At 49.6% G+C, this 20,232-nt stretch carries 14 protein-coding genes; 1 reads left to right on the forward strand and 13 read right to left on the reverse strand.

Features of this window, described 5'->3' with window-relative positions; all coding sequences use genetic code 11:
* Positions 1-38: 38 nt before the first annotated feature.
* The 10 genes from ACDE64_RS22855 to rlmN form a co-directional block, all read right to left on the reverse strand.
* On the reverse strand, positions 39-1,928 hold the full coding sequence (locus ACDE64_RS22855) for a glycoside hydrolase family 35 protein (RefSeq protein ID WP_411348427.1): 1,890 nt from the start codon (positions 1,926-1,928) through the stop codon (positions 39-41).
* Positions 1,929-1,990: 62 nt separating this feature from the next.
* Entirely contained in the window at positions 1,991-2,884 is an 894-nt protein-coding gene (locus ACDE64_RS22860; protein ID WP_411348428.1) for a carbohydrate ABC transporter permease, read from the reverse strand.
* Between the two features lies 1 nt (position 2,885).
* Positions 2,886-3,770: a carbohydrate ABC transporter permease gene (locus tag ACDE64_RS22865; RefSeq protein WP_411348429.1), complete on the reverse strand. Its 885-nt coding sequence runs from the start codon at positions 3,768-3,770 to the stop codon at positions 2,886-2,888.
* A gap of 167 nt (positions 3,771-3,937) precedes the next feature.
* Positions 3,938-5,320 carry a carbohydrate ABC transporter substrate-binding protein gene (locus tag ACDE64_RS22870; protein ID WP_411348430.1) on the reverse strand — a complete coding sequence of 461 codons (1,383 nt, stop codon included), beginning with the start codon at positions 5,318-5,320 and terminating at the stop codon, positions 3,938-3,940.
* Between the two features lie 259 nt (positions 5,321-5,579).
* Positions 5,580-7,070, reverse strand: coding sequence for a response regulator (locus ACDE64_RS22875; RefSeq protein ID WP_411348431.1), 1,491 nt, complete (start codon positions 7,068-7,070; stop codon positions 5,580-5,582).
* Positions 7,063-8,871 (reverse strand): sensor histidine kinase, encoded by a 1,809-nt coding sequence (locus ACDE64_RS22880; RefSeq protein WP_411348432.1) that lies wholly within the window; start codon positions 8,869-8,871, stop codon positions 7,063-7,065. The genes ACDE64_RS22875 and ACDE64_RS22880 overlap by 8 nt, the downstream gene beginning before the upstream one ends.
* Before the next feature lie 262 nt (positions 8,872-9,133).
* Positions 9,134-9,784, reverse strand: coding sequence for a hypothetical protein (locus ACDE64_RS22885; RefSeq protein ID WP_411348433.1), 651 nt, complete (start codon positions 9,782-9,784; stop codon positions 9,134-9,136).
* The gene (locus ACDE64_RS22890) at positions 9,768-10,535 is read right to left on the reverse strand and encodes an ImmA/IrrE family metallo-endopeptidase (RefSeq protein WP_411348434.1); all 768 of its coding nucleotides are present in this window, start codon (positions 10,533-10,535) and stop codon (positions 9,768-9,770) included. Before ACDE64_RS22890 ends, ACDE64_RS22885 begins: the two co-directional genes overlap by 17 nt.
* The gene (locus tag ACDE64_RS22895; RefSeq protein WP_411348435.1) at positions 10,528-10,866 is read right to left on the reverse strand and encodes a helix-turn-helix domain-containing protein; all 339 of its coding nucleotides are present in this window, start codon (positions 10,864-10,866) and stop codon (positions 10,528-10,530) included. The genes ACDE64_RS22890 and ACDE64_RS22895 overlap by 8 nt, the downstream gene beginning before the upstream one ends.
* A 268-nt stretch (positions 10,867-11,134) precedes the next feature.
* Complete coding sequence (rlmN, locus tag ACDE64_RS22900; protein WP_411348436.1) at positions 11,135-12,232, reverse strand: 23S rRNA (adenine(2503)-C(2))-methyltransferase RlmN; 1,098 nt, start codon at positions 12,230-12,232, stop codon at positions 11,135-11,137.
* Between the two features lie 425 nt (positions 12,233-12,657).
* On the opposite strand from rlmN, the gene ACDE64_RS22905 reads away from it, so the two are divergent.
* Complete coding sequence (locus ACDE64_RS22905; protein WP_411348437.1) at positions 12,658-14,061, forward strand: amino acid permease; 1,404 nt, start codon at positions 12,658-12,660, stop codon at positions 14,059-14,061.
* A gap of 212 nt (positions 14,062-14,273) precedes the next feature.
* On the opposite strand, the gene ACDE64_RS22910 is transcribed toward ACDE64_RS22905, so the two are convergent.
* The 3 genes from ACDE64_RS22910 to ACDE64_RS22920 all read right to left on the reverse strand — a co-directional run bounded on the left by ACDE64_RS22910 (position 14,274) and on the right by ACDE64_RS22920 (position 20,145).
* A complete protein-coding gene (locus ACDE64_RS22910) occupies positions 14,274-15,053 on the reverse strand; it encodes a cyclase family protein (RefSeq protein ID WP_411348438.1) in 780 nt (259 codons plus the stop codon).
* Positions 15,054-15,450: 397 nt separating this feature from the next.
* Positions 15,451-18,882 (reverse strand): discoidin domain-containing protein, encoded by a 3,432-nt coding sequence (locus tag ACDE64_RS22915; protein ID WP_411348439.1) that lies wholly within the window; start codon positions 18,880-18,882, stop codon positions 15,451-15,453.
* Between the two features lie 135 nt (positions 18,883-19,017).
* Positions 19,018-20,145 (reverse strand): hypothetical protein, encoded by a 1,128-nt coding sequence (locus ACDE64_RS22920; protein WP_411348440.1) that lies wholly within the window; start codon positions 20,143-20,145, stop codon positions 19,018-19,020.
* Between the last annotated feature and the right edge of the window lie 87 nt (positions 20,146-20,232).

Consider the following 20,232-nt stretch of genomic DNA (forward strand, 5'->3'; position numbering starts at 1 on the left):
CATTACCGTTTTTCCGTCCTGCATAGTGTTGCTCCTATTTAACCTAAATCCGGTGTATCCGTCAACGTTACAATCGGCTGCTCACAACCGTGCAGCTCGAACAGAATCAATTCATTATCACCGATTCGTAGCAATGGCGCCGGAATGTACAACGTACGCTGCGGACCCGCCTGCCAGTATCGTCCCAGATGGAAGCCATTAATGTAGGCAATCCCTTTGCCCCAACCATCTGTCCGCAAGAACGTATCCTGCGGTTGCTCCACATGCAACACCCCACGGTAAAAGACGGGAGCATGAGCAGCCTGAAGTGCGTACTCGCGATGGTAGAGTTCGCTATTCGTCGGCGCTTGTGAATCTGTGGCAAAGGAAGGGGCTGCATAGGGTTCTGTCCAAGTGGAATCTGTTCCCTTTGTCGGCTCGGCAATAAATGACCATGGAGACGCTGCCGCCATGCGTAAGTTGCTCCATTGCAGATGGTCCAGCTGATCCAGTGGCAGCGGACGAATGATCCAGTTATGTACATACTGATTGCCATGCCGGACGCCGCCGACTAGCCCCTTGGGATCGTGCAGCAGTGGGCCGTAATTGATGCGTCCCATATTTTCCACCAAAATATCCAATTGCACACTTGCCTTTGGAATTGCCAGCACCAGTGGTTTCGGATTCCAGCGTTCTACCGTACCGAGATATTGTCCGTCGATCCATACCTGCGCCCGATCTGCCAGCTGCGGCAGATGCAGCTCCATCTCTTCGCGCGGGCCGGGAATATTCGCTGTGTACAAAATATATCCATACGCTTGACCTAGCTTTTCCATCGGTTCCGGCCATGACGAGTATACTGGCGTCGATAGCACATCCAACTGCTGATCCAGTAACGCGTATTGTGTCAATTGCACTTCGCCATAACGATGCGACGGAATATGCTCCGGCAACTCCAGCGGCGGCAAGTCCACATACGCTTCCAGCACCTCCCGTACCGCATAAAACTTAGCAGTTGGACGACCACTCTCGTCCAGCAAGGCGTCGTAATCGTAACTACCTACCGTCGGCTCATATTGCTGAATATGATTCGCCCCATTGTAAAAGCCGAAGTTGGTTCCCCCATGAAACATATACAGATTCAGCGATGCCCCGCAATCCATAATCTCCCGCACAGCTTGCGCCGTATCTTCCGCCGAACGTGTCTGATGCGGCTCCATCCAGTGGTCAAACCAGCCATCCCAGAACTCCATTACCATTAGCGGCGCATGTGGCTGGTACTGTTGTAGCAGCTCAAACCCTTCGCGCGCACCAGAGCCAAAATTGACCGTTGCCAATACACCCGGAATCATACCGCCTTGCAGCATAAAATGCTCCGGTCCGTCGGACGTAAACAGCAGCACATCCATGCCGCGCTGGATCATGGCATTACGAATATATTCCAGATAGACGGTATCACTGCCATAGCTACCGTATTCGTTTTCGATTTGCAGTGCGATGATCGGTCCACCGTTTGTGCATAACAGCGGACGCAGCATTGGTAGCAACACATCATAGTAAGCATCTACTTTGGATAGATATGCCGGATCAGCCGTACGCAGACGCAAATGATGATCGTGTAACAGCCATGCGGGCAGTCCACCAAATTCCCATTCTGCGCAAATGTACGGACTGGGACGCACGATCACATGCAGCCCAAGCCGTCCCGCCAGTGTGACGAAGCCTTCCAGATCTGCTAATCCGGTAAAAACAAAATTCCCTTCTACCGGTTCATGCAGATTCCATGGTACATACGTCTCCACCGTATTCAGCCCACATGCTTTTAATTTTAGCAATCGATCTTCCCAGTATTCCGGCACAATACGGAAATAGTGCAGTGCGCCGGACAGAATACGTATCGGCTGTTCATCATATACGAAGTCATTGCCTTTGATCTCAAATTGACCCAAACCGCAGTCCTCCTAACACCTGTGATTACAACAATAGTATGAAACGAGTATGTTGCCGCGGATTACCCTTTGACGCCGCCCATCATCATGCCTTCGGTCAGACGCTTTTGTAGCAGCATGTATACGATCACCGTCGGCACCAGCACGATCACCAGCCCGGCAAACAAGGAACCCCAGTCAGTCGCATACTGCTGAATTTGCATCAGATTAGCAAGACCGATCGGGATCGTCTTTTTCTCATCGCTGGTCACTAACGTAAGTGCCAGCACGTATTCGTTCCAGAAATCGAAAAATCCGAATACGATCAATGTCACAATCGCCGGGCGTGTGATTGGCAAGATGATACGAAACAGAATGCCCATATAGCCCGCCCCGTCGATCAGCGCCGCTTCTTCAAAATCACGCGGAATCGACTTCATAAACCCGATCATCAGATACACGGAAAAGGACAAGCTGCCTGTCGCATACACCGCACTCAGCCAGAAGCGATTGTCCAGAATATTCAGATTGTTCATCATCATAAATAGCGGCACGATAATATAAGCACCACCGATAAACAACCCCGCCATATACAGATTGATGATCAGATTGCGTCCGCGAAAATGCATGCGTCCAAGTGCATACGCCGTCGGCAGCGCCGCTACTAGCAAAATGACCATCGACATGATGACCACCAATACCGAATTGAGCATATAATCCCCGATACGCGCTGTCGTAAAAGCATTCACATAATTTTTCCAGTTCAGGCTGGATGGCAGACTCCACGGACTTTCCATCACTTCCTGATTGGTTTTAAATGAAGCCAGTACATTCCACAGCAACGGATACAACACTACCGCCGATTGAATAAGCAGGAAGATACGCAATATCAGCTTGCCGATCGTTTGAAGGAACGGTTTGCCGGCAGAAGCCTCGCTGCGGATCTTTTCATTTTTGTGTTCTGCGGTCATATTCATCTCAGGAAGCCTCCCTCTGGGTTAATCGGTTGCTCAGTAGCGCCAGCGCAAAGGACACGATAAAAATAAATACGCCAATCGCCATCGCATACCCAAAGTTGGAATTGACGAATGCTTGCCCGTACATGTACGTCATCGCCACTTCCGAGCCGCGGTTCGGTCCGCCCGCCGTCATAATCGACACGATAATAAAGCTGATCGTCAGCACACCATTGATGCTGAATACGATCGTAATCCGAATAATCTCCCACAACATCGGCACCGTAATATGGATAAATTGCTGCACTGCTGTCGCGCCATCGATATTGGCAGCTTCATACAGATCAGGCGAGATACTGTCGATCCCCGCCATATACATAACCATATAATATCCAGCTGCTTGCCAGATCATCGTTACCGCCAGCGCCCACAATACGGTACGCTCATCACCAAGCCACGGCAACGCCCATTCACCCAGACCGATTACTTGCAGTCCAGAATTGAGAAACCCAATCGTCGGATGATAAATAAACGACCATAGAATCGCAATCACGACAAACGACAAAATACTCGGAAAGAAAAACAGCGTCCGATACACATTGCGCTCACGCAGCTTGGAACGCGTCAAGATCGAAGCGTTGATCAATGCCAGCGTCAGTGTGATCACAGGCACTACCAGCATCAGAAAGCCCGTATTGCGTAGCGATTTTAAAAATACAGCATCGTGAAACAAATCCGTAAAGTTCTTCAAGCCGATCCATTGCGGCGTATCCCCAATTCCCGTCCACAAATAAAACGACTTCTGAAATACCTCCACCGTCGGATACAGCTTGAACAATACTAACAGCGTCAACCCCGGCAGCAAACAAAACAGCAAAAACCACTGTCGCCTCGCTTTCATGCTCATCCCTTTTGACTCCTTTCCTACAAAAAGGGCAGTCTAGCTGCCCTTTACACGTCTCATCTTCAACAGCCAACGCTCTGCATGGCTTGTACGACTGCATGATTGCGCCATATACCAACTAGCCTAACTAGTGTATCTGTGCAAACACTATGCACTTGCGACACGGTTGCTTACGGACTCGTCGTTTGCAGCTCCTTGCCCAGTTCGGTGTACAGACTCGTCATCTGCTGTGCATACTGATCCAGCGTCAATTGTTTGTTCATGATCGAGGAGATCGGTACGTACACTTCCTCGCTCGGATTGTATTTGCTGCCTTTGGCGACTGATTTGAATGTGCCATTGACTGCGACGATGCCATCATCAACCGTTTTGTAGACGTTGTAGGTCGTCTCGGAAATATAAGGCTTGGCGAGATCCGGCGCTCCTTTGACTGCCAGTACAGCTTTGGAATGCTCTGCATTCAGCTTGATGCTGTCGTCGGTGTACAGGTATTTCAGAAATGCCTTCGCCAGCTCTGGATTTTTGGCTTTTGCCGGAATGACGATCTGTTCCACACTCGTCATTGCAGTTGTCGGTTTGCCGTCGCTGAATGCTGGTACGCCAAGGAAGCCAAACTGGAAGCCATCTTCACGTGGTGCATCCTTCATCTCATCTTCAAACCATGTACCGTTTGGAATGAACATCGCTTTGCCTTGCAGGAACGCCGTTTGTGCCTGCGTATGATTCAGTGCTACTGTACCTGACATGAGCGCATTGTCTTCTTTGGCAATCTTGTCCAGCAATCCCCATGTTTGCTTGAACGTATCGCTGCTCCAAAATGTTGGATCATAATCAAAATACTGATCCAGCGCCTTTTGCCCACCTAGACTGTAAATGGATGGAACGAGCATTTCCTCCAGATAGCCCGGATACAGCCCCTGATACGTAAACAGCGCCCGGTTGTTCTGCTTGGCAGTTGCGTTGAGCGCGAACAGCTCATCCCATGTCTTCGGTGGGGTGATGCCCTTCTGCTCAAACAGATTTTTGTTGTACCACAATCCCATCACGCCAAAGTTGAACGGTGCCAGATACACTTTGCCATCGCCATATGGCGACATAGAGCGCGATTGCAGCACGCCCGGCAAGATTTTGTCAGCTAGCTTTTCCTTGCCGCCCTCTGCCTGTCCTTCGAATACGTCAGTCAGGTCAGTCAGCGCGTTATCCTTGATCAGACCGTCAAGGATCGGCGTATTGTCACTACCGGAAATGTACATCAGATCAGGTGGATTGCCCGCTACAATCTTTGGTCGTACCAGCTCCGCAATCTTCGGGCTGGCGGTAATGTTAATCGTCGTGCCCGGATGATCTGCCATAAATGCCTCGGCTATTTTATCCCAGTATTCCCGTCCATATCCGCCCTGAAATACCGCGATATTCAATTCCGGGTCAGCAAATTCGCTACTTCCCGACTGCTTGCCTGCCGACGATTGCCCGCTGTTGCTTCCACAGCCTGCCAATAGCGAAACCGACAATACTAGCGCTGCGCCCGCCTTCCAACCTGTCCATACTCCCATGTGTTCACCCCATCATATGATATATAGACATCCGCTCTGCTATTCCGACAGAAGCGAATGCTGTGATGTGTTTTATTATAGTTGGGTAACGATGATATAAAAATGAACAAAACCTGTGAATGAACTGCACGTTTTTATTAAATATAATGCGTATAATGATAAAAACTGGACGATTTTTAGTTGAAGCGAAAAATCGTCCAGTTTGCGAATTTGTAAGTATTTTGTTGTATCCCTTTACATCTGACATTGTGTGTTGTGTTTAGGTGAGAGGTGGCAAAGTTATGCCTGTTTTGACTTTTTTCGGTGAGATGCCGTAACGCTTTTTGAATAGCCGATTAAAATAAAACGGATCATGGATGCCGACTTCAGCAGCGGCTTCTTTGACCAGCATATTGCCGGAAGATAACAGCTCACAGGCGCGATCCATGCGAATATCGTTGAGACAGGTGAGGATGCTTTTACCTGTTTCGGCTTTGAAGATAGAGCATAGATACGCTTCGGACAAATGAACACGGGCGGCAATTTCCGGAAGATGGATGCGCTCGGCGTAGTGCTGCTGTAGATAGCTCACCACCTGCCGAACCTCCGCACGCCATTGGGTAGCAGGTAGATGGTTAGGTATCGATGACGTGTGAGCATCCATCTGCGTATCCGCCGATTCGTCTTCAACATCAACAGATGGATCATTGGATACGTTACCAGATAGATGATTGGATAGATGGCTAGGTTGGTCGTTGGTATTGCTCGATGTACTGTAGTGGCTCCACCCCACCGTTGGATCAGAGGCAAGCGTATGTGATGCTTGCGGCTGCACTTTTGATGCTTCCAGCACGGCATCACCTGATAAACTCCCGTGTTCTGTAGCCTCCTGTGAGTGTAAACATCGCTGGAATTGCCCTACCACGCTCTCAACTTCCACTGTGCCAGTTGCATAGAGGACATGCAGCCGCACATTGTAATACATACCAACCATACTGACAAAGCGCTCCAACAACTGTTGCAACATACCATCTAACTCACTACCGGCAGTGATCATCGCCACCAGCGACGTGTCCATTATATTCGCCAACAGCACCTGTTCTCCAGCAAACAATTCCTGCAACAAACGTGTGAATGGCTGCACCAATCCAACTTCGGCGCTGGGCTCATGCGGCGCTTCCGGCAGAGAGATGAACAATGTTACTAGACGAGAAGCTGAATAACCATTCCACAATTGCTCACAGTCGTGTTCCATTTGTTCTGTTTGAGCAGCTGTATAGCGTTCGCCAGATGGTACGTTCACCAATTCATTCAGCAGTCTGGCAAATATGTGCTGCTTTTGCTCTGCCGAATGCTCCTCAGCTATAGACAGACGATCTATGCGCTGGGGTCGCTGGTCAAGCTTGGTGACCATTTCGCGCAGTACATCCATAAAGTTGTCCGCGTTCATCGTCAGTTTCAGCACATAATCATGCGCACCCTGTTTGAGCGCCTCACGTACCAGTTCAAAATCGTTGTAATTGCTCAACACTAGAATCTCGCCTTCGTATCCGCTGGTACGCAGCTGTTTGATCAATTGGATGCCGTCCAGCTCAGGCATCTTGATATCTGTAATGACAATATCGACATCGGTGGATGACAGCATCTCCAGCGCAGAGCGTCCGTTGGCGCAAGAACCGGCATACTGCAAGCGGCTATCTTCCCAGCGGATTAGCGTTTGTACCGCATGACGTACGATCAGTTCATCATCAACAATCAGCACATTATACATACTGGGTTTCCTCCTTACTCTGTATGGGCAGCCGAATGACGGTGCGAGTTCCCTGATTCAGCTTGCTGTCGGTGCGCAGCCCGTATGCTTCGCCATAATGCAGCACGATGCGTTCATGCACATTGCCAATGCCGATACCAGATAATCGCTCATCTGCTTCCTGTGCCGCCGCTACGCTTACCGGATCGAAGCCGCGCCCATCGTCCGCAATCACAATCACCAGTTCATCATGTTCCATCGACGCATTCACCGTAATATGCAGTCGCCCATTGCCATCGCCGCCGTGCAGAATGGAATTTTCCACAATCGGCTGCAAAATAAACTTGGGTACAAGACACTGCTGCGTGCCCGGCTGCAAATGAATATGCAGCTCAAACGAATCGCCATACCGAATGCGCTGGATATTACCATAATGCTGCACATTGTCTGCTTCCCGAGATAGCGGTATGTATTCTTCACGCATCAGAATCGTATTGCGCAGCAGCTCGGACAACGAACCAATCCCTTCGGTGAGCGATGAATTGCCGCTTAACATTGCACTCCATTTGAGCGAATTGAGCGTATTGAACAGAAAATGCGGATTGATCTGTGCTTGCAGCATCTTCAGCTCCATTTCGCGCTTGGCATGCTGCTCAGTCTGCACTTGCCGAATCAACGTCTGTAACCGCCCGACCATGCTGTAAATGGTCAAAGTCAGCCGCTGCATCTCATCGGGATGCGCATAATGGACAATCGGCGTATCTAGCCGTCCGCGATCTACTCGTTTGGCAAAAATCAACAGCGACCGCATCGGCGAGCTGATACTCACATAAATCCACATCGCTACCAATCCCGCCGCGAGCAGCGTCAGCAGGCAAAACCAGATCACATTCAATCGCAGCCCATACAATTCGGATACGATAAACGAGCGTGGAATCAAGCCGACCAGATACCAGTCTGCCGACTGAATATACGAACTCGTCACGAGCGCCTGCTGCCCGTCCAGCTTAGCTTCAAACGGCGTTGCATTGTGCTGACGACGGTCGGTCACAACCTGCTGTGCAATCTCGGGATGAAATGTATCCCCCGGCGCGATATTGTCCATGGACGAGGACACAACCTGCCCTGCACTGTTGGTCATATACAGACTGCTGCCTTCGCCAAGGCTGACCGATTGGTACATATTGCGGGCGAATACCTTTTCGTCAAAGCTGATTACGAGGTAACCCAGCTGCACATTCAAATTGTCTTCGGAATAAATTTTACGGGTAAGTGCCAGCACCGGTGTGCCGCGGTTGGAGCGGAGATACGACCAGTAGGCGTTATAGGGGGAGCCGGTCGTGCGTGACATTGCCGTCGCCAGCTGATCGCCCGGATACCACTGGTAGCCGAGATCAAAAAACGAGGAGCCGCCATTGGTCAGAATCACGACGCTGGACAGATTGCTCAGACTGAAAATCTGTTGACCAAGCTGATTGCGGATACGGGTTTGTAGTTGATTTTTGTCATAATCGGTGAGGCGGTCATAGCGGGATAGCCCGTCTTGAATCGTGCTATTAATAATAATATTCTCGCTGAGCGTCTCGTACTGCTCCAGCTCACGCGAAATGTTGCGGGATAGCTGATCCAGCGTCTGGGTAGACGTGGCGCTGATCTTGGCAGTTGTGGATGCTTCATAAATCTGATTGGAATACAAGGCGACAATCCCCACTGGCAGAATCGAAGTAATGAGAAAAGCCGCCAGCAGGCGGTGCTTGATCGATAACCGTCGTAATATCAGAGAAGACTGGCGCAGCCAGGCAAAACCGGAATCCGCAGACAAGACCTCACATCCTTTGATGTCGCTTTTTGTACTATCTTAGCAGAATTTTACGTTTGCGCAGCAGACAAGTTTGTAACTAATCACGCAAAAAAGCCACCAGCGATGTCGCGCGGTGGCTTAGGGCTATACGCAGTAAGGGGATAGACGATGTGGATTATTGTGCATCTACAGTTCTCTGTCTACCAAATTACTTTTGATCATTTATCCTATCAAGCTACTATGTACTTACTTTACAGTTAGTTCTTCAAACAAATATAAACATCTATTCCAAAGCTTGCAACCGTTGATCCAACCGCCTTAGTTTCTGACGCTGCCGATTCGGTTCATCTGTCTGAATACTACATTTGAAAAACTTTCGAACGTTACTACGTTCTGCCACTTGATGACGCACTACATAGTAGCAAAAGTCCTCCAGTGTATCATGCAGCAGCAACTCCGGCTCTCCTTCTCCACCAGTAAATATGGTCAACTGCCGATCCGCAATCACCTCACCAATATCATAATCATTGCTACAAATAATCCGAGCACAGAGTAATAATGCCACTGCTATTGAATCTTTTTCGCCTAGATCGGCAGTGCTTTTTACCATTCTACCTTGCGCTTGTTTCTTGATATTTAATTGGCGAAAAGCTGCGTCCATCTCGTGTACATACTGCTCATATAGCATATACCCTTCATCAGATACATGCTGCGGATTATCTGGATCAAATAGTTGCCAGTATCCCTGCCTGATCATTTGTAGCGCTGCTGAACGTGCAGGGTCGATCAACAATTCACTCAACACGGTAGCATGGATATAAATGTGATCATACAGTGTGTTGATCCAGCCAATCACATCATATGTATGAAAACTAGCTGCCAGCATAATGATATTACTATCCAAAAAGACTTTGCCTTCACGCTTCATCGTCATTCTCCACATCCTGTTGAAATTGCTGAAGCTGCTCAGATGCGAGCTTCTGGTATTGTGCCGCTTGATCTGGCGATGTATGTGCCAATTTGGACGCAGCGGTCAAATAATCAGCGGTATGTTCACGAATACGCTGCTCCATCACCTGCTCATATGCGTGAAAGCGACTCAGATGCTGCGCAACATCTAGCGGACTTCGTGGATAATTCAGATGCTGACGCAACTGTATCCACTGTGCTTCCTTCCAATCGATCCACTCATGATTGCGTATCAATTTGAGTTCTAGTAGTCGTTTAGCAACAGCTTGATAGGGCATACATGATAGATCAGCGATAAGCAGGATCTGCTTTTGGATATCTGTATCCTTTTGTAGACGTCCCCAGAGCATTCGCATCAGCGGCTCAGGCAGCATCAATGCAGCGGCAAAACGATCTGCTACCTGCTCCTGATCTACATGCTCGTCCAGCACATTGCCCAGATCCAATACATGCCACAGTTCATGCGCAGCCGTAAAATACCGTAACCGCAGTGAATCATTTGTATTCAAGGCTACAAAGGTCTGCCCAGATGGATAAACGATAGTCGCCCCGTGATAATCTGCATCATCTACATCCTGATACACGACAGAAGCCAACTCACTCAGCTTCAACTCAATACCCGATCCGATAAAAATATCAGCGCCAAAATAATCATATAATACCTGTCCGGCAAAAGCTTCACCAATACGTTCCACTGACAAAGAGGATCTATTCATACATAGCCACACAATCTTCCACCGCTAGTAACAGCTGGCGCAGATGGCGCTTGGCAATACGAGAATCAGCTTTGCCGCGCAGATTTAATGTGTATTGTCCATGATGTTGCTCTAATGGCACTGCTGTTTCCAATTGCTGACGTGGCATTTCCATAGCAATAGCAAGCCGATCGAACACATCATCCTGAAGCTTACGTTGTCCGGTTAAAATATGTCCCAGCAGCGATTTGCTAATACTAGCTTTCGTCGCCAGTGTTTGAATAGACATATGATTATCTTTCATCCAATTACGAATATTGTGTACAACGACTGCCGATTTGTTTGTCGTCATAATTGATCCACCTCACTTCGATTACTAACACAGAAATACTACAACATAGAACCATGTATTACGCTTCGTTTCTACGCTCCAATTATATAACAAACGCAAATATTTTTGTAGACGTCTACAAAAAATGAAATAAAAAAGCACTCTCATTCAGATTGTACTGAACAGAGTGCTTCTTCAAAAACTCGCAAAAACGATATATTCTACATTCTATCTATTGACTGACATCATCAAGACAATGCTTCAATCGATCACTTGTTGAACTCTTTGCTTATCCACTAACTAGCGTGGTCGAACCATTGTCTCGACTGCGCTCGGCTTTTTTCATCTGCTTGCTGCGCAGTTGACCACAGGCGGCGTCGATGTCGGTGCCGTGTTCCATGCGGATCGTGCAGTTGATGCCGTTCTTTTTCAATACATCGTAAAAAGCGAGAATGTCTTCCTGCTTGCTACGCTGGTACTGGCTGTGCTCATCGACTGGGTTGTACGGGATCAGGTTGACGCTGGTCATTTGCTTTTTGTCCGCCAGCAGAGCTGCCAGTTCGTGCGCCTGCTCCATCTGATCGTTCACGCCTTGCAGCAGGATGTACTCCATCATGATGCGGCGGTTGGTCTTTTGCAAATAATAGTTTACCGCGTCCATCAACTGTTCCAATGGGAAGGCGCGGTTGATCTTCATAATGCGCGTGCGCAGCTCATTGTTCGGCGCATGCAGCGACAGCGCCAGATTCACGAGCAGATCGCTATCGGCGAATTCGCGGATTTTGTCCGGCAGACCGCTAGTAGAAACGGTAATGCGCTTCGGTGCGATAACGAGACCTTTTTGGTCTTTGACGATATTGATAAAGTTGACCATATTCTCAAAGTTATCAAACGGCTCACCAATGCCCATCACGACGATGTGCGTCACAAGTTTGCCTTCGCCCTGCGCATCCAGATGCTGCTGCACCTTCATGATCTGCTCCACGATCTCACCCGCATTCAGATCACGGCTCTTCTTAATCAGACCACTAGCGCAAAAACTGCATCCGATATTACAGCCAACCTGTGTCGTCACGCAAACAGATTGTCCGTATTTCTGGCGCATCAGCACCGTTTCGATCAGATTGCCGTCCTGCAAGCGCAGCAAGAATTTGACCGTACCGTCAGCCGATTCCTGCTTCACATGCTCTTGCATCGTACGCATGCTGAAATGCTCAGCTAGCAGCTCGCGAATTTCTGCACGTACGTCCATGTCTTCAAATTGGTCTACCCGCTTCTTGTACAGGCTATCCCACACCTGCACCGAACGCGAGCGTTTATGTCCATGCTGCTCCAGCCAATCTGCCAGCTGAACCATCGTTAATCCGTATATGGATGGTTTATTCATTGTCATGTCCTCTTTTCCGTTACCCGCGGTGTCGCCTGTGTACAGCTTGACCGTCCGGGTACATATGTCCTTCCACTGCTCATGTATATGCAAAATTCACCCGATTGTCACAATAAAACGCAGTACAGGTCCAGCCCTTATTGCAGCCAGACCCATACCGCTCATGCCCTCTATTGTCCCAAAATTCGTACATGAAAACAATAGAAAACGTACAATTCATGTCTCAAATTTTAGAAAGTTCACGGATTTTCACAAAAAACGCTCTTTCGCTTTACCAGAGAAAAGTGTATAGTAGAAAACTGTCATATGTTTTACAAAGCTGCTATGGATGTCACAGATCATGTGAACATACAGCAGAATGCTCCCATTTACAGGATGATAGCAAAAATATACACGCTTGCATAAAGTGGAAGGAGTTTGAATAGATGAGTAACAATCGAGTAGGATTCTGGATTCTGACCGCGCTGGTCGTCGGCAATATGGTCGGCTCCGGGATCTTTATGCTGCCGCGTTCGCTGGCGGCGGTATCCAATCCGGCAGGTACGGTGCTGGCATGGAGCATTACCGGATTCGGCGTGCTGATGCTGGCGCTCGTATTCGGCAATCTGGCACTGCGCAAACCAGAATTGAGCGGCGGACCGCAAATTTATGCCAAAGAGCTGTTTCCAAACAGCCCTGTATTGTCATTGCTATCCGGCTTTATGTCCTCTTGGGGATATTGGGTCGGTAATGTGGCGGGCTTTGTGGCGGTTATCACGACCTTTTCCAGTTATCTGTCTACCTTTATCCCGGCGATGAAAAGTAGTGCCGTCTGGTTCAGCATCGGGTCGCTGGATATTAAAACTGGCAATGCGCTGAACTTTATCGTCTGCTCGCTGTTGCTGTGGGCAACGCATGCGTTAGCATTACGCGGGATCGAAGGTGCGGGTAAAATGAATCTCCTCGCTACCGCGACCAAGGTTATCGGATTCGCGCTGTTTATCGTGATCGCCTTGTTTGCTTTTCAGGAAGCGAATATCGGTCCATTCAATGCGCCACATCTGGATGATGACGGGCAAACGGTTGGGCTGCTATCGCAGGTAAATGGTGCGGCAGTTGTAACGTTATGGGCGTTCATCGGGGTAGAATCGGCGATGGTATTCGCTGCCCGTGCTAAACGCAAGCAGGATGTCGCACGTGCCACTATCGTCGGTCTGATCATTGCGCTGGCGCTGTATGTAGGAATCAGCATCTTGACGATGGGATTGCTGCCGGGCGATCAATTGCAGCAATCGCAAAATCCGCTTGTCGATGCAATGGCAGCAGTGATGGGACCGACTGGCGGTTATTTGCTAGCGGGACTGGGACTGATTAGTCTGATCGGCTCCACCATCGGCTGGGTGCTGCTCAGTGCGGAAGTGCCGTATGAAGCGGCGCGTCAGGGTGTATTCCTGCGTCCGTTCCGCGATGTGAATGGTAAAGGTATGCCGCGATTGTCACTGTGGATCTCCAATATCCTCGGTCAGCTGCTGATCTTCTCCACCATCTCCGGCTCGATCTCGCAAGCATTTGATTTTATTATCGCGATTGCAACGCTGGCGTATCTGGTGCCGTATCTGATCTCCGCGCTGTATCAGCTGCGTCTGGTCATTACGGGCGAGAGCTACGGTGCGCAGGAAAGTCGTGTACGTGATGGGATCATCGCGGGGCTGGCGACGATCTACTCGGTATGGGTGATCTACGCTGGAACGGCAGATTGGAAAACGTTCTGGTTCGGCGTGCTGCTGATTGTGAGCGGGATTGTGTTTTATCCGCTGTTGCTTAAGCAGTTGCGAACGAGTAATGCGTAATACATGTATACACGCAGTTCTTCTGACAAGCATACAATCATCATGTTTGTCATGTAATTCATTCTATTGTATTGCAAAACCCGCCAGATTAAGGGGATTCACCCTGATCTGGCGGGTTTTTTGGGATGTGTTCGGAGAATGACAATATCCAGATAGACAACCAATAGTCTACCATTCGCTGCCTACCATTCTGTATGCTTACCAAGGATATATCAATCTTCCAACAACGCCACCGGCCTTGCCCAGCCTGCTGACGCTTTATGTATTTTCACCGGAAACGACATCACTTGAAATCCGTTCGGTGGTAGCTGATCCAGATTCGCCAGTTTCTCGATCTGACAATATGGAATCGTACTACCAGCATAATGCCCTTCCCAGATGATGGACGGGTCTTGTTCCTCCGCATAACGACGGGCGGTATGACTGAACGGCGCATCCCAGCTCCACGCGTCCGTGCCAACCAATCGTACCCCACGCTCTGTCAAATACAGTGTCGCTTCGCGCCCGATGCCGCAACCACGAAGCATAAAATCATCCTCACCATATCGCTCACCCGCAGACGTATTCACCAGCACCACATCGCCCGGTTGTAGCTCATGACCGATGCGCGCCAGCTCTTGCTCCACATCCTGTGCATGGACCACATATCCATCCGGGAAATGGCGAAAATCCAGCTTCACACCCGGTCCGTAAAACCAGTCCAGCGGAATTTCGTCAATTGTCATCATCGGCTGCCCATCGTTAGTCACCGAGCGATAATGGTACGGTGCATCTACATGCGTGCCCACATGAGTCGTTACACGTAGCTGCTCAATTGCCCAGCCTTCCTGTCCCGGTAAGTCCTGCACGTCCAAGCCTGGAAAACCAGCTGCCAGCTGCTGTGCACCTTGTTTATGGTTGATGTAATCGATCTCCGGCAATCCGTTGGGCGGGTCAGAAGCGATGCCCGTTTGTAGCGTGACTGACAGGTCGATCAGACGTTTCTTGTTCATACATAATCCCTCCAGTTGATCATTGCATTGGGCTTCGATGGCACGGCTGTGTCTGTTGTATCTATGATGTATTCGTCTATATCCTGATTGTAGACATCGAGTCACTGACAAGCAAGTTGGCTTCTTTTAAAGTTCAGTAAAGCGTGATAGCCAAGCATGCAGGAATAATTATAGTGGTTGGTGGTTGGTGGTTGGTGGTTGGTGGTTGGTGGTTGGTGGTTGGTGGTTGGTGGTTGGTGGTTGGTGGTTGGTGGTTGGTGGTTGGTGGTTGCCAAATGGTATCTGAGAATGAAAATATGTAAATACCCCGATTGATCCTACATTCTCCGCCCATGGCGCAGTTGAAGGATAGATCGGGGTATACTGGCTACTTATGATTCCAAGCAAACATACCTCATCAATGCGTGACTGTTACGGTCAGTGGCTCGCTGGATGTCGCACCGGCGGCGTTTACCAGCTCTGCCGTGTATACATAGTCACCCGGCGCTTTGCCAGATATGCCGGAGATGGCGCTTTGCGCCTGTGGTGTGGCTGCTTTTAGCTCTTGTTTGTCCACGAGTTTGCCGTTTTCGTATAGTCGGTATTCGGTCGCATTCGTTTCCCACCACAGATTCGTGTTCAGCTGGTAATTACCGTCACCGTCCCAATTGTCGCTGGACAGTACTGGCTTACCGGGTGCTGCATCGGTCACATTGACTGTCAGCGGCTGGCTTTTGGTCGTGCCATAGCTATTAGTCAGCTCCAGCGCATACGTATACGAGCCATTGGCTTTACCGGAAAAGGATTGGCTGAACTGCTGAGCAGAGGGCGAATGATCGCTCAGTTTGCCAGTGGATATACGTTTGTCATTTTCGTACAACGTATAAGTGGAGCCATTATTGCCCCACCACATATTCATTTGTACTTGATAATCGCCGCCGTGTAGTCCATTGTCATTGCCGCTATTGCTGGACAGGACGGGCGTTCCCGGAACCCCGGAAGCCAGCGGGGTTTCCGCTGGCGGTTGGGTTGGCTGGGATTCGACGACCTGATGCAGTTGGCTGGTTGCTGTATCCAGATCGCTTTGCTGGATCGAGTCATTTCCAGAGCCAGGCACGGTACGATTGGCTTTATCCAGTACGGCTTGTGCATCGGCGATTGCCTGTTCTAATGTGCTAGTTTGCTCCAGCTTGCGAGCGGAAGCAATTTCATGTTCCAATTCGGTCGAGTCGATGATCGTTAGAGCGATTTTGATCGTGGCACCGGACGCAAATTCTAGCTGCAATCCAGATTTGCCAATAGCACGGCTGTTCAGGAAGCTGTTCGTTACGGTGTACGCATTGCCGGAAACGGTGTAATCCGTGTCCTTGTCCAGACTGCCCAGCACATTGCCTTCGGTGCCGATATAACGAATGCCAGTCAGGGTATCACCGTCGTCGTTGAGTGTCCAACTGACGACATTATTGGTGCTGCCCGCCAGTGAAGCATTTTTATCATACGTGGCGGCAGTAACCGATGTAGTCGGCTGCTTAACCGGACCACCGGTGCTGTTGTTGTACACCTGAATCTCGGTCATCGTCGGTGTCCATTGCTCGGTCGCCTTTTGCTTCGTAATATGCAGACGCAGCTTGCTACTAGTAATAGAACCGAAGTCCTTCAGGCTCACATCATGCCCCATACCGTTGCTTTGTGTCACAAATGTTGTCCAGCTATCCGACGTAGCGTCATACTGTTGTAGCTCATATTCTGCAATACGTGCATTGGTGCCACTATCGGTAAATTCGTCCAAATATACCTCGTCAAAGGTCGTCGGTTGTCCAAAGTCGATCGTAATATCGATCGGATAGCTCATCTGATCCGGGTCGGCACTTGCCCAGCGGGTCGATTTTTTGCCATCGACTAGATTGTCTGCGCCCAATCCCGGTGCCGGGTGGGTCGTGCTGGCAGTGATCGACTTGCCAAGTGCTAGATTGGTGCGCCCTTCCGAGCCTTCATTTTCAATCGGATTGGTATCGACTGGAGATTGTACTTTGTTACCAATCGGTGCTTCGTAGATACCGATGTCCATGTTGTCGCCATAATACAGATGGTTATTGAAGAAATCGGCAGTACCCACATGGACGTTATATCGTCCAGCATCGATCAACGGCGATGTGTCTTTCAGTTTAAAATTAGCTGCCGAATCTACGATATTCAATACGCCATTGCCACGTTTGTAATCAAGCGGGTTCGCGACAAATTGCGGATCGGCTTGCACTGCGTGCTTATCCTGCGGCTGTTGCGCGGAATGCACGCCGCCTGCTTCATAGTACGCATTGTTGGAGAAAACGGCATTGTTGAGCGCACCGTCCTTGCGATACCATTTGGTCGGCTCGGATGTGGACGTGTTATAGAAGACGTTGTTCAGGAAATAGACGGTATCCTTGAACACTTCGTCATGGAACCAGTCCATTTTGGACGCATCGTATACGAATACATTGTTCAGGAAATAGGTCGGTGAATAGTTGGTGGATAGCATGTTTTTCACAATGACGCCGTTGTCGTTCACGCTCAGATTGTAGCGTGCAACCGAATTGGAGCTATTGCCCATATACGCCATCCAACCAGCGGCATTATCGTGAGAATAGTTATACTGATACGTTACGTTGAAGTTGGTATATTCCAAATCCCACGGGGTGCCGTCATATTCGCCGTATGGCCCACCGTATACTTCGTTGTACTGCATAACTGAATCAGCACCTGCCCATAGATACAATCCGCAGGACACCGCGTTGTAGCGCTGCAAATATCCGTTGATCTCGTTATATTCGACCGTCATATTTTTGGCGTTAGCGAGCTGGATCGCCCCTTGCCCGATATTCTCGGCATAGTTGTGCCCGATGTACACATCGCGGCTGTACAGATCGCGATTGCGTACCCATAGCTGCTCCCAGCCTTCGTGGTATTTGCCAGTTTCGTCATATTCGCCAGCGCTGCTGTCACGGTCGTAAAACCAGTTAAAGGCAAATTCAATCGCATGCAGCTCCGTTTTGGCGAAACGGTTATTTTCAATGCGCACATCTTTGAAATAGTAGGCGCTTTTGTCGTAATCTTTGTAGCTCTTCTCGCCGAATACTTGGAAGACGATGCCGCCGTAATGGATATTTTGCCAATCGGTTGGGCCGTCGATGTCATGGATATAGTTGTCGCTAATGCGGAAATAGTCCATGATTTTGTCGGTGCCTTGCAGCAGATCTGCATTGATGGAAATGGAGATGCCGTCGCGAACGACCGATTTCGTTTTGGCGGAGACGTTGATGTCGGTATTGAAATCATCGTCGTTGGACAGCTCCAGATTGTGGATTGCCCAGTACTGCTGATTACGCAGCACGACCGCGCCGGTCAGACCGACCTTGTTCTTATCTTTGACAAAGGTGCCGCCGGTATACGTGACTGGATTGTTCACCTTGCCATTGGTGGCGATATACGGCTTGCCAAGCGTAGCATCGCCGTAACGGTCGATGGTGATCGGTTTGCCGTCACTACCGGAGCCTTTGGGCCAGAGCTGCTGATCCTGCCACACTTCGCCGGATTTTAGCAAAATGCGGTCGCCCGGCTGAAAGGTTGTGGCGCTTGCTTTGCTCAGCGTCTGCCATGCCGTATCTGGGGATGTACCGTTGTTGGTATCTTTACCACCAGTTGCATCCAGATAGTAGTCAGTGCCGCCATACGGATTGGGCAGATTGCCTGCTAGCTCGGTGGATGACGATGCTGCCGGAACGGTCTGGGCAGCGGATGTATGTACCGGAAACCAAGGTAACAACAATAACACAAGCAACAGGTGAATATACGATTTATACGCTGTAAGCATAATCAACCTCCAGTATTCAACTTGTATTTCAGGGCATTGCGTACAGGTAGATGCTGTATTTCTCGAAGGAAGCATCATGAGATCCACAGTACGGAATGAACAAGGGCAATGGGAATGAATGACGCAACAGATAACTCAGCTAAACGAAGCCAGTACCATATGCAGCTGATCCGGGTACAGCGTTACTGCCAGCTGTTGCTGCTGATGCTGGATATACGCATCCAGTCGCTGCTCCTGCAACGTTGCGGCAATTTGTACTTTGTACGTTTGCAGCGCCGCCTGCTTGTCGACTGCGGTATGATCCAGACGGTACACTTCGAACCCTTTGGACGTCTCGATCAGAATCGGCGCCTTTGTATCGGTAGCTGTTTGTAATTGATTAATCAGTTCATTGTTATACGATGCCTGTGAAATACTGCCCTCTGGCGAAAGGGTCACTTTTTCCGAATCATGCACGCCATATTTCTGTTGCAGCTGCACAAAGCTTAATCGCTGCATATCAGCGTACAGGTGCGGTTGCAGATTCGTCTTGTGCTGCTGATCGGCAGGCACGGTCAATCGGGTCAGCTCATACTTGGATACCCCAGCTGTCCAATCTTCTGGATGCTGGTCAAAATACTGCTGCACCTCGTCATCGCTCACATACAGCGGATCACCGTCTTGCTGACCGAGCCGCTTCTTCAGTTCGGTTCGCAATGCGGTAAGTAGATGGGAATAATACGATTCCGGGGTAAAAGAGGACAGTCCGTACACGATGTTACCGCTGGCAATATCCTGAGCGCGGCGCTGATTCTCCTGCTCCATATCGGCGGTGATGTCGGCGTAGCTGATGCCGCCGATCAGACCTTGCTTTTGCGCGGTGAGCAGCAGTGCCTTGTCTCGCTTGATCTCATCTAGCGCCCGCTGTTGCAGCAGTTGCAGTGGGCTTTGCCCATTTTGCTGAATAGTCCAGTCCTGTGCTGTTACGATCTGTCCGTGACGCTGTTGCCATTCATTTTGCACCTGAGAACGCAATTGCCGCATATAAAAGGACAATTCCTGATCGGTCACCTCGGAGCCGTTGATGACTGCCACCTTGCTGCTGGCATTATCCAGCGCGCGTACCGTCAACACAACCGTCAATAGCAGTACGGCGCTCAGAATGGTGGCGACGATGATTCCTGAGCGACCTTTTTTGCGTGGTGCAGTCAATCTGGTCTGCTTACCCGTAGTAGTTGGCGCGGTTGCCCGCTTCGGTCGGGTGCGAACCGACTTGTTCCCCATGTTCATCCCTCCGTTGTGAATTGTCGTGATGATGGTAACGACATTGCCATATCATACGTGAGCCGTTCCCGTTGCCGCAGGTTGATT

Source organism: Paenibacillus sp. WLX2291 (assembly GCF_046603665.1).
Classification (GTDB): domain Bacteria; phylum Bacillota; class Bacilli; order Paenibacillales; family Paenibacillaceae; genus Saccharibacillus.

Excerpts from the sequence above, each read along its gene's own strand:
- ACDE64_RS22860 (WP_411348428.1), bottom strand. The coding sequence starts at position 2,884 with ATGAATATGACCGCAGAACACAAAAATGAAAAGATCCGCAGCGAGGCT.
- ACDE64_RS22865 (WP_411348429.1), bottom strand. The coding sequence starts at position 3,770 with ATGAGCATGAAAGCGAGGCGACAGTGGTTTTTGCTGTTTTGTTTGCTG.
- ACDE64_RS22870 (WP_411348430.1), bottom strand. The coding sequence starts at position 5,320 with ATGGGAGTATGGACAGGTTGGAAGGCGGGCGCAGCGCTAGTATTGTCG.
- ACDE64_RS22875 (WP_411348431.1), bottom strand. The coding sequence starts at position 7,070 with ATGTATAATGTGCTGATTGTTGATGATGAACTGATCGTACGTCATGCG.
- ACDE64_RS22885 (WP_411348433.1), bottom strand. The coding sequence starts at position 9,784 with ATGACGATGAAGCGTGAAGGCAAAGTCTTTTTGGATAGTAATATCATT.
- ACDE64_RS22890 (WP_411348434.1), bottom strand. The coding sequence starts at position 10,535 with ATGAATAGATCCTCTTTGTCAGTGGAACGTATTGGTGAAGCTTTTGCC.
- ACDE64_RS22895 (WP_411348435.1), bottom strand. The coding sequence starts at position 10,866 with ATGACGACAAACAAATCGGCAGTCGTTGTACACAATATTCGTAATTGG.
- rlmN (WP_411348436.1), bottom strand. The coding sequence starts at position 12,232 with ATGAATAAACCATCCATATACGGATTAACGATGGTTCAGCTGGCAGAT.
- ACDE64_RS22905 (WP_411348437.1), top strand. The coding sequence starts at position 12,658 with ATGAGTAACAATCGAGTAGGATTCTGGATTCTGACCGCGCTGGTCGTC.
- ACDE64_RS22910 (WP_411348438.1), bottom strand. The coding sequence starts at position 15,053 with ATGAACAAGAAACGTCTGATCGACCTGTCAGTCACGCTACAAACGGGC.
- ACDE64_RS22915 (WP_411348439.1), bottom strand. The coding sequence starts at position 18,882 with ATGCTTACAGCGTATAAATCGTATATTCACCTGTTGCTTGTGTTATTG.
- ACDE64_RS22920 (WP_411348440.1), bottom strand. The coding sequence starts at position 20,145 with ATGGGGAACAAGTCGGTTCGCACCCGACCGAAGCGGGCAACCGCGCCA.